This window comes from Arthrobacter globiformis, assembly GCF_030817195.1.
Taxonomy (GTDB): Bacteria; Actinomycetota; Actinomycetes; order Actinomycetales; family Micrococcaceae; genus Arthrobacter; species Arthrobacter globiformis_D.
In genome coordinates this window covers 4955773-4980270 of record NZ_JAUSYZ010000001.1, presented here as the reverse complement: position 1 = coordinate 4980270, position 24498 = coordinate 4955773, and the positions used below count along the sequence as shown (strand labels likewise).

19 protein-coding genes and 2 pseudogenes are annotated in these 24498 nt (G+C 65.4%); 8 read left to right on the top strand and 13 right to left on the bottom strand.

Translation table 11 applies throughout. The annotated features are described in order from the left end of the window. Nucleotides 1-25 precede the first annotated feature (25 nt). The 7 genes from QF036_RS22895 to QF036_RS22865 all read right to left on the bottom strand — a co-directional run bounded on the left by QF036_RS22895 (nt 26) and on the right by QF036_RS22865 (nt 5882). Entirely contained in the window at nt 26-238 is a 213-nt protein-coding gene (locus tag QF036_RS22895; protein ID WP_307105452.1) for a hypothetical protein, read from the bottom strand. Then, a complete protein-coding gene (locus tag QF036_RS22890) occupies nt 183-1571 on the bottom strand; it encodes a sugar ABC transporter ATP-binding protein (protein ID WP_307105451.1) in 1389 nt (462 codons plus the stop codon). The genes QF036_RS22895 and QF036_RS22890 overlap by 56 nt, the downstream gene beginning before the upstream one ends. Before the next feature lie 11 nt (nt 1572-1582). Further along, a complete protein-coding gene (locus tag QF036_RS22885) occupies nt 1583-2656 on the bottom strand; it encodes a sugar ABC transporter substrate-binding protein (protein ID WP_307105450.1) in 1074 nt (357 codons plus the stop codon). Between the two features lie 86 nt (nt 2657-2742). Beyond that, nucleotides 2743-3714 carry a 1-phosphofructokinase family hexose kinase gene (locus QF036_RS22880; protein ID WP_307105449.1) on the bottom strand — a complete coding sequence of 324 codons (972 nt, stop codon included), beginning with the start codon at nt 3712-3714 and terminating at the stop codon, nt 2743-2745. Then, nucleotides 3711-4511 carry a DeoR/GlpR family DNA-binding transcription regulator gene (locus QF036_RS22875; protein ID WP_307105448.1) on the bottom strand — a complete coding sequence of 267 codons (801 nt, stop codon included), beginning with the start codon at nt 4509-4511 and terminating at the stop codon, nt 3711-3713. The genes QF036_RS22880 and QF036_RS22875 overlap by 4 nt, the downstream gene beginning before the upstream one ends. Beyond that, the gene (locus QF036_RS22870; protein WP_307105447.1) at nt 4508-5107 is read right to left on the bottom strand and encodes a hypothetical protein; all 600 of its coding nucleotides are present in this window, start codon (nt 5105-5107) and stop codon (nt 4508-4510) included. Before QF036_RS22870 ends, QF036_RS22875 begins: the two co-directional genes overlap by 4 nt. 79 nt (nt 5108-5186) lie before the next feature. Then, nucleotides 5187-5882: an FGGY family carbohydrate kinase gene (locus QF036_RS22865; RefSeq protein ID WP_307105446.1), complete on the bottom strand. Its 696-nt coding sequence runs from the start codon at nt 5880-5882 to the stop codon at nt 5187-5189. A 137-nt stretch (nt 5883-6019) separates the two neighbouring features. On the opposite strand from QF036_RS22865, the gene QF036_RS22860 reads away from it, so the two are divergent. From QF036_RS22860 to QF036_RS22840, 5 genes and pseudogenes are all read left to right on the top strand, one after another. Then, nucleotides 6020-6871, top strand: coding sequence for a class II fructose-bisphosphate aldolase (locus QF036_RS22860; protein WP_307105445.1), 852 nt, complete (start codon nt 6020-6022; stop codon nt 6869-6871). Continuing rightward, nucleotides 6868-7773, top strand: coding sequence for an aldose 1-epimerase family protein (locus QF036_RS22855; protein ID WP_307105444.1), 906 nt, complete (start codon nt 6868-6870; stop codon nt 7771-7773). The genes QF036_RS22860 and QF036_RS22855 overlap by 4 nt, the downstream gene beginning before the upstream one ends. Before the next feature lie 151 nt (nt 7774-7924). After that, on the top strand, nt 7925-8341 hold the full coding sequence (locus QF036_RS22850) for a hypothetical protein (RefSeq protein WP_307105443.1): 417 nt from the start codon (nt 7925-7927) through the stop codon (nt 8339-8341). Next, nucleotides 8338-9063: an SDR family oxidoreductase gene (locus QF036_RS22845; RefSeq protein WP_307105442.1), complete on the top strand. Its 726-nt coding sequence runs from the start codon at nt 8338-8340 to the stop codon at nt 9061-9063. The genes QF036_RS22850 and QF036_RS22845 overlap by 4 nt, the downstream gene beginning before the upstream one ends. Before the next feature lie 177 nt (nt 9064-9240). Next, a pseudogene (locus QF036_RS22840) lies at nt 9241-9468 on the top strand (IS3 family transposase); the annotation flags it as partial. Nucleotides 9469-9819: 351 nt separating this feature from the next. On the opposite strand, the gene QF036_RS22835 reads toward QF036_RS22840, so the two are convergent. Further along, nucleotides 9820-10770 carry a cation diffusion facilitator family transporter gene (locus QF036_RS22835; protein ID WP_307105441.1) on the bottom strand — a complete coding sequence of 317 codons (951 nt, stop codon included), beginning with the start codon at nt 10768-10770 and terminating at the stop codon, nt 9820-9822. A 176-nt stretch (nt 10771-10946) separates the two neighbouring features. Continuing rightward, complete coding sequence (locus tag QF036_RS22830; RefSeq protein WP_307105440.1) at nt 10947-11948, bottom strand: NAD(P)-dependent alcohol dehydrogenase; 1002 nt, start codon at nt 11946-11948, stop codon at nt 10947-10949. A 94-nt stretch (nt 11949-12042) separates the two neighbouring features. Between QF036_RS22830 and QF036_RS22825 the strand changes: the two genes are divergently transcribed. Both QF036_RS22825 and metH read left to right on the top strand, forming a co-directional pair. Beyond that, nucleotides 12043-12711: a TetR/AcrR family transcriptional regulator gene (locus tag QF036_RS22825; protein ID WP_307105439.1), complete on the top strand. Its 669-nt coding sequence runs from the start codon at nt 12043-12045 to the stop codon at nt 12709-12711. 75 nt (nt 12712-12786) lie between these two features. Continuing rightward, nucleotides 12787-16437 carry a methionine synthase gene (metH, locus tag QF036_RS22820; protein ID WP_307105438.1) on the top strand — a complete coding sequence of 1217 codons (3651 nt, stop codon included), beginning with the start codon at nt 12787-12789 and terminating at the stop codon, nt 16435-16437. On the opposite strand, the gene QF036_RS22815 is transcribed toward metH, so the two are convergent. The 4 genes and pseudogenes from QF036_RS22815 to QF036_RS22800 all read right to left on the bottom strand — a co-directional run bounded on the left by QF036_RS22815 (nt 16427) and on the right by QF036_RS22800 (nt 23045). Next, complete coding sequence (locus QF036_RS22815) at nt 16427-19363, bottom strand: ATP-binding cassette domain-containing protein (protein WP_307105437.1); 2937 nt, start codon at nt 19361-19363, stop codon at nt 16427-16429. The genes metH and QF036_RS22815 overlap by 11 nt on opposite strands. Beyond that, nucleotides 19360-19918: pseudogene (locus QF036_RS22810) on the bottom strand (hypothetical protein). The gene QF036_RS22815 and the pseudogene QF036_RS22810 overlap by 4 nt, the downstream one beginning before the upstream one ends. Nucleotides 19919-20043: 125 nt before the next feature. After that, nucleotides 20044-21306 (bottom strand): MFS transporter, encoded by a 1263-nt coding sequence (locus QF036_RS22805; protein WP_307105436.1) that lies wholly within the window; start codon nt 21304-21306, stop codon nt 20044-20046. Nucleotides 21307-21449: 143 nt separating this feature from the next. Beyond that, on the bottom strand, nt 21450-23045 hold the full coding sequence (locus QF036_RS22800; RefSeq protein WP_307105435.1) for an IclR family transcriptional regulator domain-containing protein: 1596 nt from the start codon (nt 23043-23045) through the stop codon (nt 21450-21452). A gap of 161 nt (nt 23046-23206) precedes the next feature. On the opposite strand from QF036_RS22800, the gene QF036_RS22795 reads away from it, so the two are divergent. Then, nucleotides 23207-24490, top strand: coding sequence for a Rieske 2Fe-2S domain-containing protein (locus tag QF036_RS22795; RefSeq protein WP_307105434.1), 1284 nt, complete (start codon nt 23207-23209; stop codon nt 24488-24490). Nucleotides 24491-24498 lie beyond the last annotated feature (8 nt).

Below are 24498 nucleotides of genomic sequence, written 5' to 3'. Positions count from 1 at the left end.
TCCATTGTTTTGGTTTTCGGGACGGTCAGTTGAAGCGGTCGAGGATCGCGCCCTCCCCGCGCTGCTCGATTTCGCTGCGGCTCACGGCACCGGTGGTCCGGCCCCGGCTGAGGATGAGCACGCGGTCGCACATCAGGGCCTCATCGATTTCAGAGGTGATCAGGATGATGCTGCCACCCTGGTCAGCGAAGGTGCGGATGAGTTCGTAGATCTCGAGTTTTGCCCCCGACGTCCACACCCCGGGTGGGTTCGACGATGATGAGCGTGCTGACGCCGCTGACCAGCCATTTTGCGAGGGCAACCTTTTGCTGGTTGCCGCCGCTGAGGTTTCCCACCGCTTCGCCGACGTGTGCGGTCTTGATGGCAAGGGCGTCACGCATGCGCACCGCTGCCTTCTGTTCTTTGCCCTTGCTCAGGAAGTATCCGGGCGAGAACCGCGGCAGGGAGGCCATTGTGATGTTCCGTGTGATGGACATGGACAGGATCAGCCCCTGCGTCTTGCGTTCCTCGGGGAGGAGGCCGATGCCCAGGGCGATTGAGTGGGCAGGATCCTGCCGGCGCCGCTCCCGGCCGTTGACCAGAAACTCGTCGTGCCGCGACTTTTCAGCTCCGAACAGGGCCGCGGCAAGCTGGCTTTGGCCATTGCCGGAAAGTCCGGCTATGCCGAGCACCTCGCCTTTGTGAAGGTCCAGGTCCACCCCGTGCAGGTCGTGGCCGTCGCGGAGGCCGCGGACTGACAGCGCCACCTCGCCCGCGGTCCGGCCGGTGCCGAGCCGAGGCATGTCTCCGGACCCCACCTGAAGCTTCTCTGACCGCTCAGGACTGACCCCGCCGAGCATGGACTGCAGGATGGCATCGTGCTGCTTTTCGTCGCCGTCGTGAAGCGCCACACGGCGGCCGTCGCGGAAGACGGAAATTCTGTCGCAGATGGCGTACATCTCGTCGAAGTGGTGCGAGATGTAGATGATGGCCAACCCCAGCTTCTTGAGCTGGTTCAGCAGGTCGAACAATTGCTTCACGTCGTGTCGCGGCAGGGTGGCCGTGGGTTCGTCCAGGATCAGGACCCGGGCGTCCCGGGTGAGGGCCTTGGCGATTTCCACGGCCTGCCGGTGGGCGATCGGCAGGCTCGCCACGGTGGCGCGGACGTCGATGTCGAATCCGATGCGCAGCAGCTGTTCACGGGCCTGGGTACGGACCCTGGACCAGTGGATGGTGCCGACGGCGGTGCGCGGCAATTCTCCGACGTAGATGTTCTCCGCCACGGAGAGGTGCGGGACAAGGCTGAGTTCCTGGTGGACGGTCATGATCCGCGCCCGCTGAGCTGCCTGCGGGTTATCCAGCGTGACAGACTGGCCGTCAATTAGGACGCTGCCGGCATCAGGCCTTTCCACGCCTGAGAGGATTCTCACCAGGGTTGATTTGCCGGCGCCGTTCTGTCCGGCAATGCCATGGATTTCTCCGGGCATGACTTCCAGATCGATGCCTGCGAGGGCCTGGGTTCCCGGGTATGCCTTGGACACTCCCGACACCGCGATCAGGGGGCGCAGGTCGAGCTCAGCGGGTGCAGTCATGATAGTCCCGCCTACTCGGCGCCGGCGAAGGCGAGGTCGTCGCTGATGTACCGTCCGGCATTCTCAGGGGTCACGGCCAGAGCGGGCAGGATCCGCGTGGCCGGGCTGCCCTCACACTTGCCGGTAGGGGTGCCTGTCACCGCCGAGATCGCTTCGTCCACGGCGTAGGCGGCCTGCAGCGCCGGCTGGTTCAGGCCGTCCGCTACCACGGGGTAAGACGGATCCTTGGCCATTGACTTGATAACGTCCATACCGCCGTCAAACCCGGCAAGGATGACGTCGGTTTTGCCGTTCTGGTCCATCCGCCCGGCACCCTTCAATGCCTCGATCACCGCCGGCATCACGACGTCGGTCTGGTTGAACACGACGTCGACGTCCGGGTTTCCGGCCAGCACGTTACGCATCGCTGCCAGAGTCTTGTCCGGCAGGGCTTCGCCGTAGTTGTTGGGGATCCGCTTGGTCTTCACCGTCGGGTGCTGCTCCATGTATTTGTTCCAGCCGGCCAGAAAGCCGTTTTCACGGCTTTCAGTGACCAGTTCTTGGGGGAAGAGCGCCTGGATGTAGAGGTTGATGGTGGAGTTTTCGCCCTTCCTGGCGACGGCGGCCGCCGCGGCTTTCGCTCCCACCAGCTCGGCGGTCGCTTCGCCGTCGTCGTGGACGTTGCAGGCCACCTTCTTGGCGAGCTCCTCCGAGACGCGGTCGTTGACGACGATGACCGGGATGCCAGCAGCCTTGGCAGCCTCTATGCCGCCGGCAACGTTGCGGTCGCCAACGGGCTCGATGATGATCGCTTTGGCGCCCTTGTTGATGAAGGTCCTCATCTGCTGGATCTGGGCCTGGGCGCTGCCCTGGGCGTCGACGGCTTCCATCGTCCAGCCCTTGGCGGTTCCGGACTTGACGGCGCCGTCGGACATGGTGCTGAGCCAGGCGTTTCCGGCGATGAACCGCATGGAAATGCCGATCAGTCCTTTCTCCTCTGACGAGGTGGTGGCCGGGGCCGAGCCGCCGCAGGCCGTGAGGCCGAGAAGGGTGGCAGCCGAGAGAGACGAGATAAGTGCGAGCCGCGCTGTTCGCTTGGTAACCATGGTTCTCCTTTGAATTTGGGTTGCGTGTAGCCAACCAAGGGCCCTGAGGGCCCGAGGCTGTGGTGCTGGCGGGTGGAGGTGCGGGCTTAGACCAGGCTCTCCGCCGGTTGGCCCGCCGCGGTGCAGGGTTCGTTGAGGGGTCGACTCCGGTCGAGATCGTCGCTGATGTCCACTTTTATCCGTGGCGCTCGGCCGCGGTATAGAGTGCCCTCGAATTGGACGGCCGCCGCCGCCCACCCCAAGCCCTCCCGGAGGGCACGGGGTCCGTTTGCGCCGCGAGCGAGGAAGCCGGCAAGCAGTGCATCCCCGGCGCCTACGGCGCTGACGACGCGGTCCACCCGTGCCTGGCCGAAATAGCAGCCGGAATCGTCGAGGAGGATTGCTCCGTCGGATCCTAGGCTTGCCAGAACGGCCCGGGCTCCCCGGCGCCGGAGTTCCCCGGCGGCGTCGACGACGTCGCCCAGGGTCGCCAGCGCCCGTCCGGTGAGCTCTGCAAGCTCATCGGCATTGGGCTTGACCAGGTCGGGCCCGTACGGAAGCACACTCCGCAGGGCCTCGCCTGAGGTGTCGACGGCGACCTGGGCGTTCCGCCCGTGTGCCCCCTCCACCAGATCGATGTACAGCCGTTCTACCGCTCCGTCCGGCAGCGTCCCACAAAGGACAAGCCAGTCATCGGCACCGACATGCTCCAAGGCGGCCCTGATCAGGGATGCAGCCTCCGCATCGTCCAAACTGGGGCCCACCTCGTTGATCTTGGTGACAGTCGCATCGGGTTCCACCAGGCTGACATTGCTGCGAATCTCCTGCGCGATCGGCACCGCGATGTGCGGGACGCCCAGGTCCGACAGCGTTCCGGTGATTTGCACCCCTGTGAAGCCGCCGGCGGGCAGGACTGTGACGACGTCGATGGCGTTGGCATGCAGCGCGACGGCGACGTTAACCCCCTTGCCGCTGGGTTCGCTGTAACTCCGGGGGCTGCGGACAATATCCCCGTGCGGCAGCCGGTCAATGCACATCGTGCGGTCCATGCTCGGATTCGGTGAAACGGTCACGATCATGCCAGTTCCACCTCCACCCCTGCCGCCTGGACTGCTTTGAGCTCGCGGCCGTCAATGCCGGAGTCGGTGATCAACAGCTCAATGTCGGCAAGGTCTGCGTGCTTGCAGTTGCTCACACACCCGAATTTGCTGTTATCCGCCAACAGGATGCGCCGCCGGGCGCTTCCCAGCATCAGCCTCTTCACTGCGGCTTCCGCCGGGTCTGGAGTGGTCAGCCCCCTGTCCACCGAAATCGCGTTCGCTCCGAGGAAGGCAACATCAACGTTGATCTCCTCCAATGACCGGGATGCCCAGTCGTCCACTTCGGCCTCCGTCAGCGGCCGGATCCGTCCGCCGAGCGTGTGAACCGTCAGCAATGGCTTGTCCAGGAGGCCGATGGCGATGCTCAGCGTGTTTGTGTACACCGTTAACTCCTTGTCATGCGGAAACATCGCGGCCAGCCGGCCTGTGGTGGATCCGGCATCGAGCAGCACCGAACCGGCGGGGGGCAGGTGCCGCAGGGCTGCCTTGGCGATGCGGGTCTTTTCGTCAATGAAGCCTGTCCGCGTCGAGACGGCTGGCTCGTAGGTCAGGCGCCCCACCGGTACGGCTCCGCCGTGTACCCGGCGCAGGAGTCCCAGCTGATCCAAGACCATGAGGTCCTTGCGCACGGTTTCACCGGTGACACCCAATTCCTCTGCGATCGCGGCCGCATCGGCGCGGCGTTCAGTGCGGAGGCGCTCAAGGATGAGTCCGCGCCGCTGCTCCGGATAGGGGACCCGGGAATCGGAGCGTGCCTGGTCGGATCCTGGAGTCATTTCAGTGCTCCTTTCGGCTGCAGCGCGGTATTGGTAAACGGGCGCGGGGCCTCGCCCGAGGGAAAATCTGTGACAGATCCGTAGACGCCTGCAGCGAGGCCTCCGAAGAAGGCGGCGCCGCGCGCACCGGCTTCCTTGGCCGGTGACACCGTGAGGGCGCCGAACACTCTTTCCTTGCTCTGCAGGAGTCCGCAGCTTTGGGACCAGCCGCCGGTCACCACCATCCGGGACGGGGCGCCTGCTGCCCGGGTCATCAGGGAGTGGACCTCCATGGCCTGCCGGGTCACAGCGTCCAGCGCTGCCCGCCAGATGCCTGCCTGGCTCGTTGCCTCGGTGGCACCGTGGAGCGAAAGTTCCTGCCCGGCGCCGATCGTGGCATGAAGCGGGCCCGTGCCGCGGGAGGGATCGGCGTCAAGGTGTGCGATGTCAACGCTGTCGAGACCGAGCATTTTCAACGCATTCTGGAGTACCAGCCCGGCCTGCGTGCCGCCGAGAAGTGTCCATTTGTCCTCGAAGACCGACCAGCCTGCGGTGACCCCTGCGGACGTCAGCTCGAGCAGGGACGATTCGGAAAGGGCTGGTTCAATGACCCGCACAAGGGCCTCAGCAGTTCCACAGGAGTCGAGGACATCGCCGGGCAGGTAGGCCCCCGCTCCGGCGACCGCCGCCTGGTGGTCATGCCCCGCTACCGTGATGGCCGCCCCGGTGAGGCGGGCTTATCCCTGCTTTGGCGCTCACGGCGCCCAGGTTGGTCCCGGCCACCGCCACTTCCGGCATTAGGGTCTGACTGGCCCCCGACCATTCCAGGGTTTCAGTCCACCAGTTCCGGGAAAGGTCCAGCCATCCGGTGCGTGAGGCCAGGGAGAGCTCGGAGATGGGGGCTCCGCCCAGCGAAAAGGCCACCCACTCCGCGATGTTGAAGCGCATGGTCGCCCGCCGGGTTTCCGGCAGGTGGGTCAGGAGCCAGCGGTGTTTGGTCAGGGACCACTGTTCCCGCATCGGCAGGCCCGTGCGGGCGGAAAACGCATCCTCGGAAATGGCCGCGCGCAGGCTCGCCAGTTCGGCAAGGTCCCGCCGGTCATGCCAGGCGATCACCGGCGCCACAACTTCGCCGTCCGGGCCGGTCAGCACGCCCGACTCACCCATGCCGGTGATGCCGATGGAAGCCACAGCACCGCCCGGTGCCGTGGCCAGCGCACAGGTCAGGGCCGAGGCCGCGGCCTCGAGGAGCTCGGCAGCCTCCAGCTGAACCCCGAGGGGCGAGACGGACCACGGAGTGGCTGCACGGCCCTCGGCGAGGGCAGTGCCGTGCTCGTCAAAGACCACGGCTTTGATCGCCGTCGTGCCGATGTCGAGTCCTACGAGAAGCACCAGTTCCATCCTTGCCTGTTGGTTGATTGGAAGATATTGGATATTGTTGTGTTTTATTGGAGATGTTGTCAAGCTCACATTAGAAAGCCGCCGATTCCAACGGTTTGCGGCTCAACCAAACGCAACGGGGAGGTCATATGCCATTGGCACACACTGGGGAGCTCATGCGCGACGCGGTCGGAAGCGGCGTCGGGCTGGCGGCCTTCAACGTCATCAGCCTCGAGCACGGGGAAGCCATCATTGAGGCCGCCGAGCAAACCCAACTGCCGGCCGTGCTGCAGATCAGCGAAAACTGCATCAAGTTCCACCACGGCCGGCTCAAGCCGCTCGTGAGCGGGCTGGCGGCGCTGGCAGAGTCCTCCCATGCCTGCGTCTCGCTGCACCTGGACCACATTGAGGATGAGCGAATTCTCCGCGAGGCGGCCGGAACTGCCATCACGTCCGTGATGTTTGACGGCTCCCGCCTAGGGTTCCAAGACAACGTCGCTGCGACGCGCGATGCAGCCCGGTGGGCCCATCTGCGCGGATGGCACGTCGAGGCTGAGCTCGGAGAAATCGGCGGAAAGAACGGTGCCCACGCCCCCGGAGTGCGCACCGACCCCGTCGAAGCCGCCCGCTTTGCCGCGGATACCGGGGTAGATTCGTTGGCAGTCGCCGTCGGCAGTTCCCATGCCATGACGGCACAAACGGCTCGGCTGGATCATGACCTCATCGCGCGCATCCGGGCTGTAGTGGGAGTGCCCCTGGTGCTCCACGGGTCCTCAGGTGTGCCCGACGACGAAGTGGTCCTTGCGGTTGCGTCAGGAATGGTGAAGATCAATCTGGGGACCATCCTGAACGTCGCATTCACGGGTGCGGTCCGCTCCGCGCTGGCCGCCCCGGATATCGTTGATCCCCGCGCCTACCTCGCCCCAGCACGGATGGAAACCGCGGCAGTCGCTTGCAGGTTGTTGCAGGTCGTGGCCACGCGGCCGGTGGCTGCACCGTGAACGCCGGTGACTACAGAATTTCCTCAGCGGGCTACAGCGCGGCGATTACGCAGGAAGGGGCCGCCGTCCGCATGCTCACCCATGAGGGCCGCGACCTGATCGTCCCGTTCCCTCTCGGTGAGCCGATGCCCGACTACCGAGGCGCCATCGTCGCACCCTGGCCCAATCGCATTCCGGACGGGCGCTATATTTTCGGGGGAGTTGAGCTGACGGTTCCAATCAACGAGCCTTCTAGGGCGGCGGCGCTACACGGCCTGGTTTCCCACGTTCCCTGGACCGTTCTTTACCATGAACGATCACGCCTGGGACTACGGCACGTACTGCGCCCGAGCAAGGGCTACCCCTTCGAGTTGCTGCTCGATGCCAGCTACGCTGTGGACGAGTCTGGTTTTCACACCACCGTCACTGCCACGAACACCGGGGAACACGCTGCGCCCTATGGGACCTGCCCCCACCCGTACCTCATGGCCGGGCCGTCCCCCCTGGATACCTGGTCACTGGAACTGGATGCAGGCACCATCCTCGACGTCACACCGGACAGACTCATTCCGCTCCAACGTACCTCCGTGGACGGCACGCCGTTCGATTACCGCCGCCCCCAACGGCTGGGTAAGACGGCAATAGACCACGCCTTCACCGATCTCCGTACCATCCCTGGCGAGGACGAAGTACGTCTACAGCTACGGGATCCCCTCGGTACCGGAGTCACCATGACTTGGGGAGAAGCCTGCCCATGGGTCCAGCTTCACACCGCGGACCATGAGATTCCCGAACGGCACCGCATCGGACTGGCAGTGGAACCCATGACCTGCCCTCCCAACGCGTTCAACACAGGTGAAGACCTCGTGACGTTGCCTCCAGGAACGACCCACAATGCTGACTGGACCGTTCATGCACTGTGACGCAGCGACCAGCACCCTTCCAGCCGTATTCGGTGTGACCACCACCTCGCACGGCGCATTCCACGCCACAAGCCGACGTTTGCGGCATGAGGGCAACCCCCGCCATCCGCGCAGGCTGCCCCACCGCGACGAAAAGAATAAGGACAGTGCGATGAAGAGCTCCAAATTATGCACGCAGCATGAAGCTCCACAGGAGCCACCGTATCCCAGCCAGGACTGGACTCAGATCGACGCCGATACAACCGTGGAGGTGCGGTACCCTTCCGGCTATTCCTACCAGGCAATCGTGGATGAGAAATCGCCGGATTCCAGTCTCGTCTGGGTGTTCGGCACCAACGGACATGGACGAAAAATGTACGGCAACTGGGATGGAGTCCAATTGCTGAACGGAGCCGCCGTGCCCATGCCCACCCATGACGCCGACCTGATCGTCCCGTTCGCTCTGGGCGAGCACACACCGGAGCTGGTACACCCACGGAAGCACTTGGCACCGGCACGAACCCGAACTGCCCAGATTGATACTGCGGAATTGAAATCTATCGAATCGACTCAGGCGGTAATGTCATGAACGAAACCATCAGCCATCAATTATCGGGCAAGACTGCTTTCATCACGGGAGCCAGCGGCGGCATTGGTGCGGCCGTCGCCGCTGCCCTGTCCAGGTCGGGAGTCGCTGTCTCCATGGTGTCGCGGTCGGGACTGGGTCCCAGTCTTCCCAACAGCTTGACGGTCGCGGCAGATGTCCGGGACCGCGAGGCGATGCAGGGCGCCGCCGAGAGGACGGCGGAGCACTTTGGCGGTATCGACATCGTCGTCGGTAACGCCGGGGTGGGCTCCTGGGCACCCTTCATCGAGACCGCCGACCGTGACGTTCAGGAAATGACGGACGTCAACGTGACGGGCCTCTTCAACACGGTGAGTGCCACTCTTCCTTACCTGCAAAAAAGAGGCGCAGGGGACATCGTCACCGTTGCATCCGAAGCAGGCCGTCGCGGGCTGCCCGACGAAGCCGTATATGTTGCCACGAAGTTCGCTCAAGTCGGATTCACACGCTCATTGGACCACGAACTCAGGGCCAGCGGCATCCGGTGTACCAATGTCTGCCCGGGAGGGGTCGCGAGTAACTTTGGGATGGGGCGGGGCCTGCGCCTTCCCGGCATGCCGGAACTGGAAAACATGATGAGCCCTGACGATGTGGCCGAGGTAGTTCTGTTCGCACTCTCCCGCCCGCGGCACATGAGGATCCTCGAGGTCGCCTTCCGGCACATGTCCGAACAATCCTGGGGATAGCAGGCCGTGAGCTCCGGCCTAGCGGAAGGAATAGCCGTTCATATGACCAGGAGGAACATGTGAAGCCCCAAATGGGGGACTGCCCCCGGTTTTTTTGACTCCTCGACCTAGCATCTTGTGCTCGTGGAAGGGTGCTGACCATATCACGGCTTATGGGCGGAGTTCCGCCAGAATTTTATTGATGTCGCCCGTAGGTGTGAGGCGCCGCTGGCACAGATTGCGAAGGATTTCGGCCTTTCGGTAACTACGCTGAGGCGTTGGATTGCCATCGCCGAACGTATGGAATCCGGGCTTGCGCCGGCATCGGCTGAACCGACTGAGGTGCGGGAGTTGAATAAGCGGAACCGACTGGAGATCGAAACGCTTTGGAACGCCGATGCCAACGGCGTACGTCGGCTTCAGCCTTCTTTTTCTCACGCCTGCTCATGATGACGCCACCGACGACTTGTGAGAGGACCGATCCGCTAGCGCCGATAGCTTCGCTGCTCAGCGCTAGCGACGGCTACTTCTTGTGCGATTTCCCCTTGGGAAGGCTCGCGAAGGACTATGCCCGTTCCGGCGCTCCCGGGTGTTGTGATTCCGCCATGAGGTCGGGGCGAGATAGGGGGACGGGTTGGGCTGAATGTTTCAGGATCACCGAGGTCAGAGAGCGTGTCATCTGCGCCCAGCTCCGCCATCTTAGGCCGTCGCCAGCCGCTACAGAAGTAAGGCTTCTGCAACAGCTCGTCCCGGGTTTCGTTTTCCCTCAGCGCGTCCCTAGAAGCGCAGTGCAGTTTCGTCCGGAGTCGACAGCGTCAGCACGGCTTCCTCCACCGTTTCGTGATCCTCCAGTTCGCGCTCGATCCGGCGCAGGGCCACGGCTACTTCGTGTTCCGGGTGGTCGCCCTGCAGGTCCACCGCCGCGACGAGGTACAGCTTGCGGGGGCCGACGAATTCCATGTGGAGGTAGGTGAGTCTGGCAATGTCCCGGTGTTCGAGCACCCGCCGGGCCATGGAACGTTCGATGTCCGGGGTTACGCCCTGGCCCACCAGGAACCGCCGGTTGCGGTCGATCAGCACAACGGCAACAACTGCCAGCAGAACACCGACGATTATCGAGCCCACGGCGTCCGGCAGAGGCGATCCGGTGACCTGGTGCAGGGACACGCCCGCAAACGCGACCACCAGGCCTACAAGCGCGGCAGCGTCCTCCGCAAATACGGCGCGCAGGGTGGGATCGGAGCTGAGCAGGACCTGCTCCAGGGTGTGCCGCTCCATCTCACGCGCTGCCTCCCGGGTCTGGCGGAAAGCCTGGACGAAGGAAATCCCTTCAAGGACAAAGGCCGCGGCCAGGACCACGTACGCCACCAGGAAGTCGGACGCAGGCTCCGGCGCGATGATCTCCTGGATGCCGTGCACGATGGACACCACCGCCCCTGCAGTGAAGAGCCCAAAAGCGGCAAACATCGACCAGACATATGCTTCCCGGCCATAGCCCATCGGATGGCTTTTGTCCCGCGGGCGGCGGGAGCGCCGTTCCGCCAGTAAGAGGAACACTTGGTTGCCGGTGTCCGCCCAGGAGTGCGCGGCTTCTGCGGTCATGGAGGCAGACCCGGTGAGGACGGCCGCCACGGACTTGGCCGCGGCAACGAGGGCGTTCGCCGTAAAAGCGATGGTAACAGTCAGCAGCGTGGAGCTCGGGTCTTCTCGTTTCTCGGATGCCGCCATGGGGATACCGTACCCAACGGGAGGGAAATGATGCCCCGGCGGCAGTGCGGGCCGATGATCAGGGGCGGGTAATGGGCCAAAAGGCCTCCGTGATCAGCGCACGAAAGCCAGGAGGCAGGAGCGGTTGAACGGTTCGAGCCAGGAAAGCAGGCAATTTCGACAGGGACTCATGCCCGTCAGATGATGAGCGCCACCTTGCCGTCCTCCAGGAAGCGGAGCGCGTCCTGAGCCTCAGCCAGCGTGAAGGTCCGGTCGAGGGCTGGGGTTATTTTGCCGGCCTCGATGAGCGGGGCAAGGTCCTGAAGTTCGGCGGCACGGACCATGCCCAGGAACGTGGTCAGCCGCTGGCCGATGAAGGGTGACAGCGCCAGGGCGCCCAGCTGGCGGTGCAGGCCCCCGGTCAGTTTCCCGCCGCCCTCGCCGCCGGTGATGACGGCCGTTCCTGCAGGTGTCAGGGCGCGGCGCAGGCGCGAGATCGGCGGGTTTCCCGCGATGTCCAGGATGAGGTCGTACGGGCCGGCGTCTGCGAAGTCCTCACGGGTGTAGTCAATGACGTGGTCCGCGCCGAGACCACGGACAAATCCGACCTTGCCGGCACTGCAGACTCCGGTGACCTGCGCACCGTAGGCTTTGGCGAGCTGGACCGCGTAGCTGCCGACGCCGCCGGACGCGCCCGTGACCAGCACCTTCTGCCCCTCCCTGATCTTCCCGGCGCGCAGGCCCTGGAGCGCAGTGACCGCGGAGACCGGCACCGCCGCGGCCTGCTCGAAGGAGAGGGCCTGGGGCTTCGCGGCCAGCTTGGCCTCGGCTGCAACGGCGTATTCCGCGTAGGAACCATGGCCGCTGCCGTACACCGCGTCGCCAACGGCGAACCGCGTGACGTCGGGACCCACGGCTTCCACGGTTCCTGCCAGATCCAGGCCCAGAACCGGGTCCTTCGGTTTCCGGACGCCAAACGCGAGACGGCCCAGGTACGGCAGGCCGGTCATCATGTGCCAGACTCCGCGGTCGACGCCGGCCGCCCTGACACGGACGAGCACGTCGCCGCCTGTGACAACAGGGCAGGGCACCCGCTCCAGGCGCAGCACCTCCGGACCCCCATAGGTCTCCCGAACGATGGCGCGCATGTCCTCCACGGTCCTGATGCCCTGTCGATGAGAGCGCTCCTGCGTATTCATAACGATCCCTTCCGCATGTGCAGTCAACTTTCGTACAGCGTACGAGAAAGGTATCGTACAATGTACGGAAACGGAAGGGCTGTGAGGAGCGAACATGAAGAACGCAGGCTCGGGTGGCAGGGGGCGGCCGGGGCTCAGTCGCGAAAAGGTACTGCAGGAAGCGCTGGAGTTGGCGGACAGGGACGGCATCGCTGCCCTGTCGATCCGTTCTCTCGCCCAGAGGATGGGAACCAAGCCGATGACGCTCTACTACTACGTGGCCAACAAGGACCAGATCCTTGACGGCCTCGTGGACCTCGTCTTCACCGAGATCGACACCCCGGAGGCTGGGGCTGAGTGGAAGGAACAGATGCGCCGGCGGGCCCACTCGGCGCGCGAAGTGCTGCGCCGGCATCCATGGGCGGTCGGGCTGCTGGAATCCCGTAAAGCTCCCGGCCCGGCGACCCTCAAGCACCACGAGGCAACCCTGGGGACACTGCGCGCCGCGGGCTTTACCGTGCAGCAGACCGCCCGGGCCTACTCGCTCCTGGACAGCTACATCTACGGGTTCGCCCTCCAGGAAGCCGCACTGCCCCTAGCCGGCAACGAGCCGATGGCGGAGGTGGCCGGTCCAATCATGGAACGCTTCGCGACCGGCGAATACCCGCACATGGTCGAGATCGCCACGCAGGTCATCATGCAGCCCGGCTACGACTACGCCAACGAATTCGCCTACGGGCTGGAGCTGATCCTCGACGCGTTGGAACCGGCACCGGCCGGCTAGCTGAAGGTGACCGCCCGCCGTCGTAGCACATGGAAACACGGCGCAATGTTTCGGGCCTCGCCGTAATCTGGTCACATGCCTCGTTTCGCGCTAGATATCGACTCCGTCCCCCGCCCCGTCCGTTCACAGGAGCTCCTGGATGCCGTGAACCATCGGGTCGTCATCGCCGACGGTGCGATGGGCACCATGCTGCAGGGGCGGGAACTCTCGCTCGAGAAGGACTTCCTGGGGCTGGAAGGCTGCAACGAGATCCTCAACGACACGCGTCCGGACGTCCTCGCGGACATCCACGACGCGTACTTCGCTACAGGCATCGACGCCGTCGAAACCAACACCTTCGGCGCCAACTGGTCCAACCTCTCCGACTACGGCATCGACGACCGGATTGAAGAGCTGGCCCGCAAGGGTGCAGAGATCGCCCGTGAGCGCGCAGAGGCGGCAGAAAAAACAGACGGACGGATGCGGTGGGTCCTGGGCTCGATGGGGCCCGGCACCAAGCTTCCCAGCCTCGGGCACACCAGCTACGACTACCTCAAACAGACCTTCGCCCTGCAGGCCGAGGGCCTCATCGACGGGGGAGCGGATGCCTTCCTCATCGAGACCAGCCAGGACCTCCTGCAGACCAAAGCCGCGGTCAACGGGTGCAAACAGGCCATCGTGACCCGCGGCGTCCGGCTCCCGATCTTCGTCGAGGTGACCGTCGAGACCACCGGAACCATGCTGATGGGATCCGAGATCGGCGCGGCGCTCACCGCGCTCGAGCCGCTCGGCGTCGACGCCATCGGCCTGAACTGCGCCACCGGGCCGGACGAGATGAGCGAACACCTCCGCCACCTCTCCAAACAGTCCTCCGTCGCCATCGCCTGCATGCCCAACGCAGGCCTCCCGGTCCTTGGCGCCAACGGCGCGCACTACCCGCTCTCGCCCACCGAACTCGCCACCGCGCACGAGCAGTTCGTGCGGGAATTCGGACTGGGCCTCGTGGGCGGATGCTGCGGCACGACGCCGGAACACATGGCCGCCGTCGTCGAACGCCTTGCGCCCTTCCGCACGAGCGCCGCCGTCACCGGCGGCGGGAGGGGCGCCGACGGCGGCCGCCTTCCCACCGAGCGTGAAGCAGGCATCGCGTCCCTCTACCATCATGTGCCGTTCGACCAGGAGTCCTCGTACCTTGCCATTGGTGAGCGCACCAATGCGAACGGTTCGAAGGCCTTCCGCCAGGCGATGCTGGAAGAACGCTGGGACGACTGCGTCGATATCGCCCGCGAGCAGGTCCGTGTTGGCGCGCACCTGCTCGACGTCTGCATTGACTACGTGGGGCGCGACGGCGTCGCCGACATCAAGGAGGTCGTCTCACGTTTCGCGTCGGCCTCCACCCTCCCGCTCGTCATCGACTCCACCGAACCGCCCGTGCTGCAAGCCGGTCTCGAACACATCGGCGGGCGCCCGGTAGTCAACTCCGTCAACTATGAAGACGGCGACGGCCCGGACAGCCGTTTCGCGCGCATCATGCCGCTCGTGAAGGAACACGGCACCGCCGTGATCGCCCTGACCATCGACGAGCATGGCCAGGCGCGCACCACCGAAGGCAAGGTGGCGATCGCCTCGCGCCTCATCGACGCCCTGGTGGGTGAATGGGGTATGCGCGTTGAAGACATCATCGTCGACTGCCTGACCTTCCCCATCGCCACCGGCCAGGAAGAGACCCGCCGCGATGCCATCGAAACGATCGAGGCCATCCGCCAGATCACCACGAAGTATCCCGGCATCCACACCACGCTCGGCGTCTCGAACGTCTCCTTCGGCCTGAACCCGGCAGCGCGCATCGTCCTGAACTCGGTGTTCCTGCACGAGGCCGTGCAGGCGGGCCTGTCCAGCGGCATCATCGACGCCGCCAAGATCGTGCCGCTCGCTTCCCTTCCGGAGGAGCAGCGCCAGGTGGCGCTGGACCTCGTCTGGGACCGCCGCGAATACGACGCCGACGGCAACGTCACCTACGACCCCCTGGCGCGCATCCTGGACCTCTTCGCCGGCGTCGACTCGGCAGCGCTTAAGGACCAGCGCGCGGCGGAACTTGCGGCGCTGCCCACCGGCGAACGCCTGCAGCGGCGCATCATCGACGGCGAGGGCAAGGGCCTCGAAGAGGACCTCGACCTGGCGCGCAGCGAAGGCATGACCCCGCTCGGCATCATCAACGACCAGCTGCTCGAGGGCATGAAAGTTGTGGGCGAGCGCTTCGGCGCCGGCGAGATGCAGCTCCCGTTCGTGCTGCAGTCCGCCGAGGTGATGAAGAACGCGGTCGCGCTGCTCGAGCCGCACATGGAGAAGTCCGACGCCTCCGGTAAGGGCACCATGGTGATCGCCACCGTGCGCGGCGATGTGCACGACATCGGCAAGAACCTGGTGGACATCATCCTCACCAACAACGGCTACAAAGTGATCAACATTGGCATCAAGCAGCCGATCGCCGACATCATCGCCGCCGCCGAGGAGCACGACGCCGACGTGATCGGCATGTCCGGGCTGCTCGTGAAGTCCACGGTGGTGATGAAGGAGAACCTCGCAGAACTGCAGTCCCGTGGGCTCGCGAAGAAGTGGCCAATCATCCTCGGCGGTGCAGCCCTCACCCGCGCCTACGTGGAGCAGGACCTGGCGGAACAGTTTGAGGGAACCGTCAGGTACGCCAAGGACGCCTTCGAGGGCCTGGCACTCATGGAACCGCTGGTGCAGGTGGCCCGCGGCGCCGCGCCGGACGCCGTCGGCCTTCCGCCCCTGAAGAAGCGGATCCACAAGGGAGGCGCGAAGCTCACGGTGACCGAACCGGAGGCCATGCCCGGCCGATCCGACGTGGCCGCCGACAACCCTGTGCCCTCGCCGCCGTTCTGGGGTACCCGCATTGTGCGCGGCGTGGCACTCCACGACTACGCAGCGTTGCTCGACGAGCGCGCCACCTTCATGGGGCAGTGGGGACTCAAGCCCGGCCGCGGCGATGACGGCGACTCCTACGAGGAACTGGTGGAACGCGAGGGCCGGCCGCGCCTGCGGTACTGGCTGGACCGCATCCTCGCCGAGGGAATGCTTGACGCGTCCGTCGCGTACGGCTATTTCCCGGTGGTCTCCGAGGGGGAACAGGTGGTGGTGCTGCACCACGGGGAGGACCACGACGGCGTCCTCGGCACTGCGGGACTGCTCGCCCCCGATGGTGGCTCAGGCGGTCCGATCGGCACCGAGCGGCTGCGTTTCGACTTCCCGCGCCAGCGCCGGGACCGGCACCTCTGCCTCGCCGACTTCGTGCGCTCGCGCGAATCGGCGCAGATCGACGTCCTGCCGATCCAGCTGGTCACCGCCGGCTCGAAGATCGAAGAGGTGACTTCCGAACTGTTCGCCGGGAACCACTACCGCGACTACTACGAGCTCAACGGCCTGGTCATGCAGCTCACCGAGGCGCTCGCGGAATTCTGGCACGCGCGCATCCGCTCCGAGCTGGGCTTCGCAGCCGAGGAGCCGAAGGATAAGGCAGGGTACTTCAAGCTCGATTACCGCGGTGCGCGGTTCTCGCTCGGATACCCCGCGTGTCCTGACATGGAGGACCGCCGCAAGGTGACGGAGCTGCTGCGTCCCGAGCGGATGGGCGTGATCCTCAGTGATGAGCTGATGCTGCACCCCGAACAGTCCACCGACGCGTTCGTGTTCCACCACCCGGAGGCGAAGTACTTCAAGGTGTGAGTTGGTGCTGGTCCCTGTCCTGAATGGCTTGGGCCCGGGCGGCGCGTTCGCCCGGGCTGGAGACCGGCTTCACCCGCCGGAGTGCGGCGAGAATGGCCCGCCCCACCACAGCGATTCCGATGATCGTGGTGACGGCACGCAATGTGTCCCAGCCCGCCGTCGACGTCAACAGCGAGTAGAGCAGGAAGCTGGAGAGATTGGTGCCCAGCGGTGCGCCGGCCACGTAGGAGATGCCGGTGCCGGCACCGACTGCGAAGGGCCAGAACCACAGGTTGGTCAGCAGGCCGAACAGGTAGGACGCCACAACGCCGTAGCCGCACAGCATCCACAGTTCGGCTCGTCCCCGCACCCGGCGGGGAAGCAGCCCGGCCCCCGCGCCCACCCACGCACAGGCGAATATCTGGAACGGTGTCCAAGGCCCGATGCCGCTCCACAAGGCGCTTGAGACGGCGATGGTGGCGGCGCCGAGGAGCATCCCGAAGCGGGCACCGAAGGCCCGGCCGGCCAGGATCAGCAGGATAAAGACTGCCTCCACACCCCCGACGCCAGTGCTCGCCACCCGCACTGCCGAACCGACGGCGGCCAGGACACCGAGCAACGCCACCGTATGCGCGGAGCTGACCGAGCCGTCGAGGGACACCACGATGGCGACGACGGCGAGCGGCGCAATGGCCAGCGCCGCGTAGGGGAGGGCCGCGGCGGCATCCTCCGGGAGGGCCGCAGCAAGCAGCGGCCAGCAGAACGCAGCGAGGGCCACGAGGTTCGCAGCGGCGAGAATTGCGAGCTCGACGCCCCGCGGCATCCGGAGGCGGCGGGCCTTTTTCGCAGCTGGAATCTCTGTTCGGCGGTCGGTGAACCGTGGTGCAGCGATGCGTTGCGATGTTTCGATGTGCCGTGCTGTTTCGATGTGCTGCGCCGTGGCCGCACTGGCTGTGGCGGCTTCTGGCTCGGATGAGGGTGCGACGCCGGCGCGCATCGGGAGGATCCGGGCGCCAAGGCCGCGCGCAAAACCGAGATCGTGCGTGGCGATCAGGACCGCCGCACCGGCGTCCGCTGCGGCGCGCAGCGCCGCGGAGACTGCTGCGCGCGCCGCGGGATCGAGTCCGCGGGTGGGCTCATCGATCAGAAGTACCTGGGGGTCGTCCATTGTCTGAAGCGCGATGGCAAGGATCCGGCGCTCCCCGGCAGAGAGGTCCCGGGGATGCTCGTGGCCAATCGGAATCCGGACGTCGCCCCGCAGACGGGCAAGACGTGAATCCGCAGGCTCAGGGGGAAGCTGTTCGCCGCCCGTCCTATCTGAATGACGCCTGTCTGACTGACGCCTGTCTGAATGACGCCGAATGCGCGCCAAGCGCCGCTCGGCGGCCCGGAGCTCTCCGGCGACGGTATCCCGTGTGAAGAGGTCGTCCGAGGCATCCGGGACAAGGGCGACGCGGCCGCCGTCGACCGTGCCGCCGTCGACCGTGTGTACACCGCCAGTGCCTTCACCGCCAGTGCCTTCACCAAGGGCGAGCGCGACCAGGAGGGACGACTTCCCGGCCCCGTTCGGCCCCACCAGGGCCACCACTTCACCGCGGTGCAGGGTCAGGGATGCCTCGCGCACCAGCGGCGTGCCCTGGCGGTGCACCGCGAGCTTCGTGGCAGTCAGGACGGGTGCGTGCACAACTGGCTGTACCGGCGCCGGACCGGCAACGGCAGCGGGCGACGGCGGCGATGGCGCAACACCCGGCACCAGGGCGCCGTCGTCGATGGTCCACCACGAGTCGGCAACGGGCACGAGCGGTTCCGCCCGGTGCTCCGCCACGATGACGCAGACGCCCGCTTCGCGGGCGAGGGCGTTGAGCACGGCGATGACGTGTCCGCGTGCTGCGGTGTCAAGGTCGGCCAGGGGCTCGTCCACCAGGAGGAGGGGCGGTTGCTCCACCACGGCGGCGGCAATGGCTACGAGCGTTGCCTCACCGGCCGAGAGGGTGCTGACGTTCCGGTCCAGCAGCGCCGACACCCCGATACTCTCCGAGACCTCCAGCACCCGGACGTTGGCGGTCCCGGATGCCATGCCGCCCAGCTCAAGGGCGAGGCCGATTTCGTCCCGGACCCGGGTGGTGGCGAAGGCAGCGCGGGGATTCTGCAATACGACGCCGATGAGGCGGGCGGTATCGCGCGGCGGCGTGGTGGCACGGTCCGTTCCGGCGACGCGCACCGTGCCGGAAATTTCCCCGCCGTCAACGTGTGAGAGGAGGCCCGCGATACCCCGCAGGATCGTGGACTTGCCGGAGCCTGTCGGTCCGGTAATGACCGTAATTGACCCGTTTGGCGGTGCGAACCCGGCGACGCGCACCTGCGCGTCGCCAACGCAGAATTGTGCGTCCTGGACGAGCAGCGGTGCGTCATTGCCGCGGACGGGTTGGTGCGGCGCCCGGCTCCCGAAGCCCCGCAGCTCCAGGGCCGCGGCGACCCGGCCAGCGTGCTCGAGGGTGCGCTCGAGTATGGGAACAAGGGCGCGGGGTCCGAAGCGTTCGCCCCGCAATCGGAAAGCCAGCCGCACGGAGCCCACGGCGTCGGCGAGTGCCGGGAGCGCCGCCCACGCCACCACAAGCATCCGGGCAATGCCCTGCATGGGGCCGCGGCGGGCCAGGTGCACGAAGCCGCGGGCCACGTCCACCCAGGCGTTGAGGATGCCGAAACCGAGGATCATTCCGGCAATCGGCAGGGCCGACAGGACCGCCTGCCACAGGCCTGCTGCCGTTACCGGGCCGAGGAGGACCACATGGGCGTACGGGGCAGGCAGCGGGATCGCCGGTATGTTGAGCAGAACCGTGTCACCGATGCCCGCCCCGTTGAAAAGGATGCGGTAGATGACCCGCGCCGCGATGAAGACGACGGCGAGAGCCGCCGCTGCGCGTAACGGCGCGGGCCGGAAGGTCATGCCGCCGGTGCGGCCGGTGCGCCGTCGACCGTGTAGAGCAGTTCCAGGCTCTGTCCCGGGCTGACCTTCAGGGTAGCGAGGCCTTCCTGCGCGTAGGCCCAGGCACCCGTGGCCGGCTTAACCCAGAGCGCCCAGTACGCAAAGGCGGCGGGCATCTTCTTGCATTCCTCCCGGTACGTGCCGCCCTTGTGCTTGATGTCGAAGTCTGCGGCGGGCACACCGTTCACACGGCACACCAGTTCCTTGGGATATTCGGCAGTGCCCTCGGTTTTCACCTTTGCCTCGTCGAGCACCTTGGATGCCAGAGTCGGGGCGTCCACAGGCACGCAAACGGAGGTGTCGGCGGCATCCTGCTTCAGGGCGGCCCGAATCGACGATGACCTTCACACCGGCGCATGGCTCGGAGGCGGCGCTGGATGAAGACGTTGCAGGGGAAGCCGGTGCAGAGGTAGTCGGCTGGGTGGCAGCCGGCGTGGAACAGCCGGCAAGAGCAAACAGGAGACCTGCGGCGGCGAGGGAGCTCGCGGCGGCGGTGCGGATCTTAGTCAAAGTCACCTGACAAGGGTAGGCCGTTGCTTATCCGGATCAGGATGCCGTCGCGTTGTGTGACGTTAGTTCTTCAATACAATCCAGGGTCGGTCCGGCTACGCCGCGGGGGGGTGCGCGCCATTTTGCACGGCCTAGGCTTTTGCGTCGGCTTTTACGGCGATTTCAACGTCGTCGGGGCGCTCATTCACGAAGTACATGATGATCATGCCGAGGAAGGGGCCGGCGGCAAGCGTGATGAGGGCGGCCATGAAGGAGTTGTCGGTTGCGGCGAAGACGGCGCCCACTGCCAAGGGGACGAGGACGCTTCCGATTTGCCACATGGCGTTTGTAATTCCGGCAGCTCCGCCGAGAACGCGGCTGCTCACGAGGCGGGGTACGAGGGCCACGATGAGCGGGAGGTAGCAGTAGGCCCCGAGACCGAGCAGCGGGGCGGCGATGAAGAAGGCCAGGGCGTTGTCCAGCATGCCGAAGACGACGAGCATGACGGCGAAGCAGCCGAGGACGACCATCGCGGGAACCCTGCGGGCGCCGTTGAACTTATCGGCGATCCAGCCGATGAGGGGCTTGCCGAAGACGCCGAGGGCCCCATAGACAGCCACGATGCCACCGGCGATCGTCGGGTCGATGCCGTGCCCCTTGATCATGAGGGCGTTGGACCAGGTGATGAATCCGTAGGTCCCCCAGAAGCCGCCGAAGCCTGCCAACGCCAGGAGCAGAAGGTTTTTGTTGCGTCCCAGTTCGATAAGGACGGACCGGCCTTCGGCGCGGTTGGCCCTTTTGGCCACGACCGGGCCTGGCGTGAGCATGAGGTAGCAGGCGATGCCGGCCAGGATGGAAATGCCACCGAAAAGCAGATAGGAGGCATGCCAGGAGTAGTGCTTGATGAGGTAGGGCACGGCGGTGTTCGCCACCACGACGCCCAGCGACGTTGCCGAGGTGTAGATCCCCATGGCCTTGCCGAGTTCCTCGGGACGGAACCAGCTGGAAATCAATTTGATGCCGGCGGCGTATTCGGCTCCCGCGAAGAGGCCGATGACCGCCTGGACGGCCATTCCGACCCACGCGGACGTCGTGGACCCGAAGAGCATCATGGACGCTCCGGCACCGACAAGGGACACCGCGATGAGGAGGCGTCCGCCAAGCTTATCCGTGAGAAATCCACTGCCGGCATTCGAGACGACGTAGCCAATGTAGTAGAAGGTGGCAAAAAGGCCCAGGCTTGCCAGGGGCACGCTGAGGTCGTCACCAATAGAGATGGACGCCGGACCCCAGGTGGAACGGTCAACGGAAGTCATGGTGAAGGCCAGCCAGCAAAGGACTAGGACCAGCCAGCGGTAGGGGCGCTTGGATGGATCGAGATCAGAGGAGACTCGTGCAGGTTCAAGGGCAGTCATGTGTATCCCATTCTGAGGGGGCGTCGTTGCCGCGGGACATCGCGAAAACAGGAATTTGCGTGTGATGAATATAACCACCCCCGCCAGCGGATAGCAAGCTTTTTTATCCGCATCGTGCCAGCATGCGCGTAAAGCGGACGTTTCTAGGCGTCTAGGCCATCCCTCAGATCCATGACGAACTCCTCGGCGGCGTTACGCAGGGCCGGCAGGAAGTTCTCGGTCATGTCCCGGTTCGGTGTTGAGGCTTCGTGCACCGAGGCGCTCATGGCGGCTACGACCTCGCCTCGGCGGTTCCGAAGGGGGACTGCGACGGCACGTATTCCCGCCTCGAGCAACTGGTCAACGTAGCCCCATCCCTGCTCTCGGACGGCCGCCAGTGTGATCTGCAGGTCTGCCAGGCCGTCAGCAGTACTGTCTCTGCCCGCGGAACGCGCCGCGTCCTCAAGGGCAGCGGGGGGCAGGAGGGACAAGAGGACCTGGCCCATGGCCGTGCGCTCTGCGGGGACCCGGGTGCCTGGGCGAATGTTCACGGTCAAGGGGCTCGGTGCGCTGGCCCTGGCTACGTAGCGCAGGTCCATGCCGTCGAGAACGCCGATGGAAACGGACGCTCCGAGTTTTCGGGCCAATGCTTCGAGGCGTGGCTTGGCCACGTCTGCGAGCGAAAGCCGGGACAGCAGGGAGTACCCCAGCTCCAGGACCAGTGGAGTGGGAGCGTAGCTGCGTCCCTGCGGTGCGAGGTAGCCAAGGGAGGCCAGGGTCAGGACGAAGCGACGCGCCGCTGATCGCGGGAGTCCACACCGCTCGGAGATCTGTGCCAGGTTCATGGCCGGGTGGCCCTCGTCGAAAGCGGTGAGGATGGACAATCCGCGTTCTACCGACTGGATGACATCCGATGGGCGCATCTTCGGGCGATTGGCGTCCGCAGGCGTCAACACGGGCCTGGTGGGAGCTGTCCCGGCGGCTGGCCAGAGGGCGGCCGCGGTCCGTTGTGCAGCGGACTGGAGCAGCGGAACAAAGTCGTTTTCGAGCACCTGGGCGTCTACCCGCGAGGCGTGCGCTGCAATATTCAGGGCGGCAACGATCCGCCCCGCAGGGTCGTGCAGGGGAACGGCCACTGACCGGATTCCCGGCGTCAGCTCCTGATCGGCCACCGTCCACCCACGCCTTCGGGCTTCCTCAATCCGTTCCCGCACGTAATTGGGGTCGAAGCCAGGCGCGGGTTCAATGGACGAAAGGTAGTCTTCGAGTTCGTCTGGAGTGAGATCGCCCAGCAGGATGCGGCCGGTGGCGGTCTTGTATGCGGCGACGCTGGTGCCGACGGTGATGTTTGCAGTGACGATCCTGTCAGCGGCCACTCGGCCGGCATAATACACGCGACGCTTGTGCAGGACGGTCAGGGAGGCTGTTTCCCCCACCGCCCGGACGAGCTCGTCCAGATGGGGATGGGCAGCATCCGGCAGCGGATTGCTGCGAAGGTAGGCGTCCCCGATCTCGAGCACCCCGGGCGTCAGCCTGTACCCCTCCGCCGACTGGCTTGCGTAACCCAGGTACTCCAACGTCAGGGCGAACCTGCGCGCCGCAGTACGCGTAATACCCACAAGCGACGCCACATCCGTGACGGAAAGCGCTTCTTCGTGCTCGCTGAACGCCCTGAGGACACAGAGGCCCCGATCCAAGGACTCCACATAGTCCGGGTCTGTGGCCGCGAGTTCTGCGGCTGCCGGCATCGATGCATTCACACTCTCGAATCTAGACCATCGCTCCTCCGGCCGGTCGTGGTGCCGCCCAAGGCCATTGCTTGACGGACCACTGAGAGCCATGCAACACTTCGGTGACCGAATGACGCGCAGTTGCGCGCAGATCGGACAGCAAATCCTCTCGGCTCAATGGAAGGCCAACAGTGCTCACTTCAGAACAGAACGTCTTGCTGACCCAGACCGGCCCGGAAACGCCCATGGGGCGCCTGTTCCGCCGATACTGGTTCCCTGCTCTCCTCGCCGAGGAACTCCCCGAAGCCGATTGCCCACCCGTGCGTGTCCAGCTCCTGGGCGAAAAGCTCATCGCTTTCCGAGACACTTCCGGCCGGCTGGGCCTGTTGGACGAGTTCTGTGCACACCGGACCGCTTCCCTGTACTTCGGACGCAACGAAGAAAACGGCCTCCGGTGTGCCTATCACGGGTGGAAGTACGACGTGGAGGGCAACCTGGCGGACATGCCGTCCGAGCCGGAAGACTCCAAGTTCAAATGCCGGATCAAGCAGAAGTCATATCCCCTCGTGGAACGGGGAGGCGTGCTCTGGGCGTACATGGGTCCAGGGGAAAAGATGCCGGACCTTCCTGAACTCGAATGGGCCCTGCTCGGCGACGGGCAGCGCTTCATCTCCAAGCGCCTCCAGGAAACCAACTACCTCCAGGCCATGGAGGGCGGCATCGACTCCAGCCACGTGTCCTTCGCCCACCGCTTCAACCTCGACGATGACCCCATGCACTCCGGAACGGCCGGGAATGAGTACATCAAGGCTGACACCCGCCCGAAGTTCGAGGTGGCCGAAAGCGACGGCGGCCTGCTGATCGGAGCCCGGCGCAACGCGAACGAGGAAGAGTTCTACTGGCGCATCACCCAGTGGATCATGCCCTTCTACACGATCATTCCCCCCTTCGGCACCCACAACCCCATGGGCGGGCACGCCTGGGTCCCGATCGACGACACAACATGCTGGGCCTGGTCCTGGAACTACCACCCGACCCGCGACCTGCGCGAAGACGAACTGGAACAGATGCGCAACGGCGACGGCATCCACGCCAAATACATTCCCGGAACCTACCGGACCCTCGCCAACAAGGACAACGACTACCTCATGGACCGTGAGGCCCAGAAGCAGAACAAGACCTTCTCAGGCATTGAGGGCATCGCCGCGCAGGATTTCTCCCTGCAGGAAAGCATGGGCGACATCGCGGACCGCACCAAGGAGCGGTTGGGCACCTCCGATGCCGCCATCATCCTGGCGCGGCGCCGCCTGCTCGCAGCGCTGGACTCCATGGAGGACGAGGCCCTCCCGGGCATCGACACCGCGGACCAGCGTGTGCGCTCGACGTCTGTGTTGCTCCCCAAGGACGTGCCGTTCCACGAGGGTGCCCACCAGGCCATCCAGGTGGTCCCCGGAACCGACTTCGTTTCCATCTAGACCCGAAC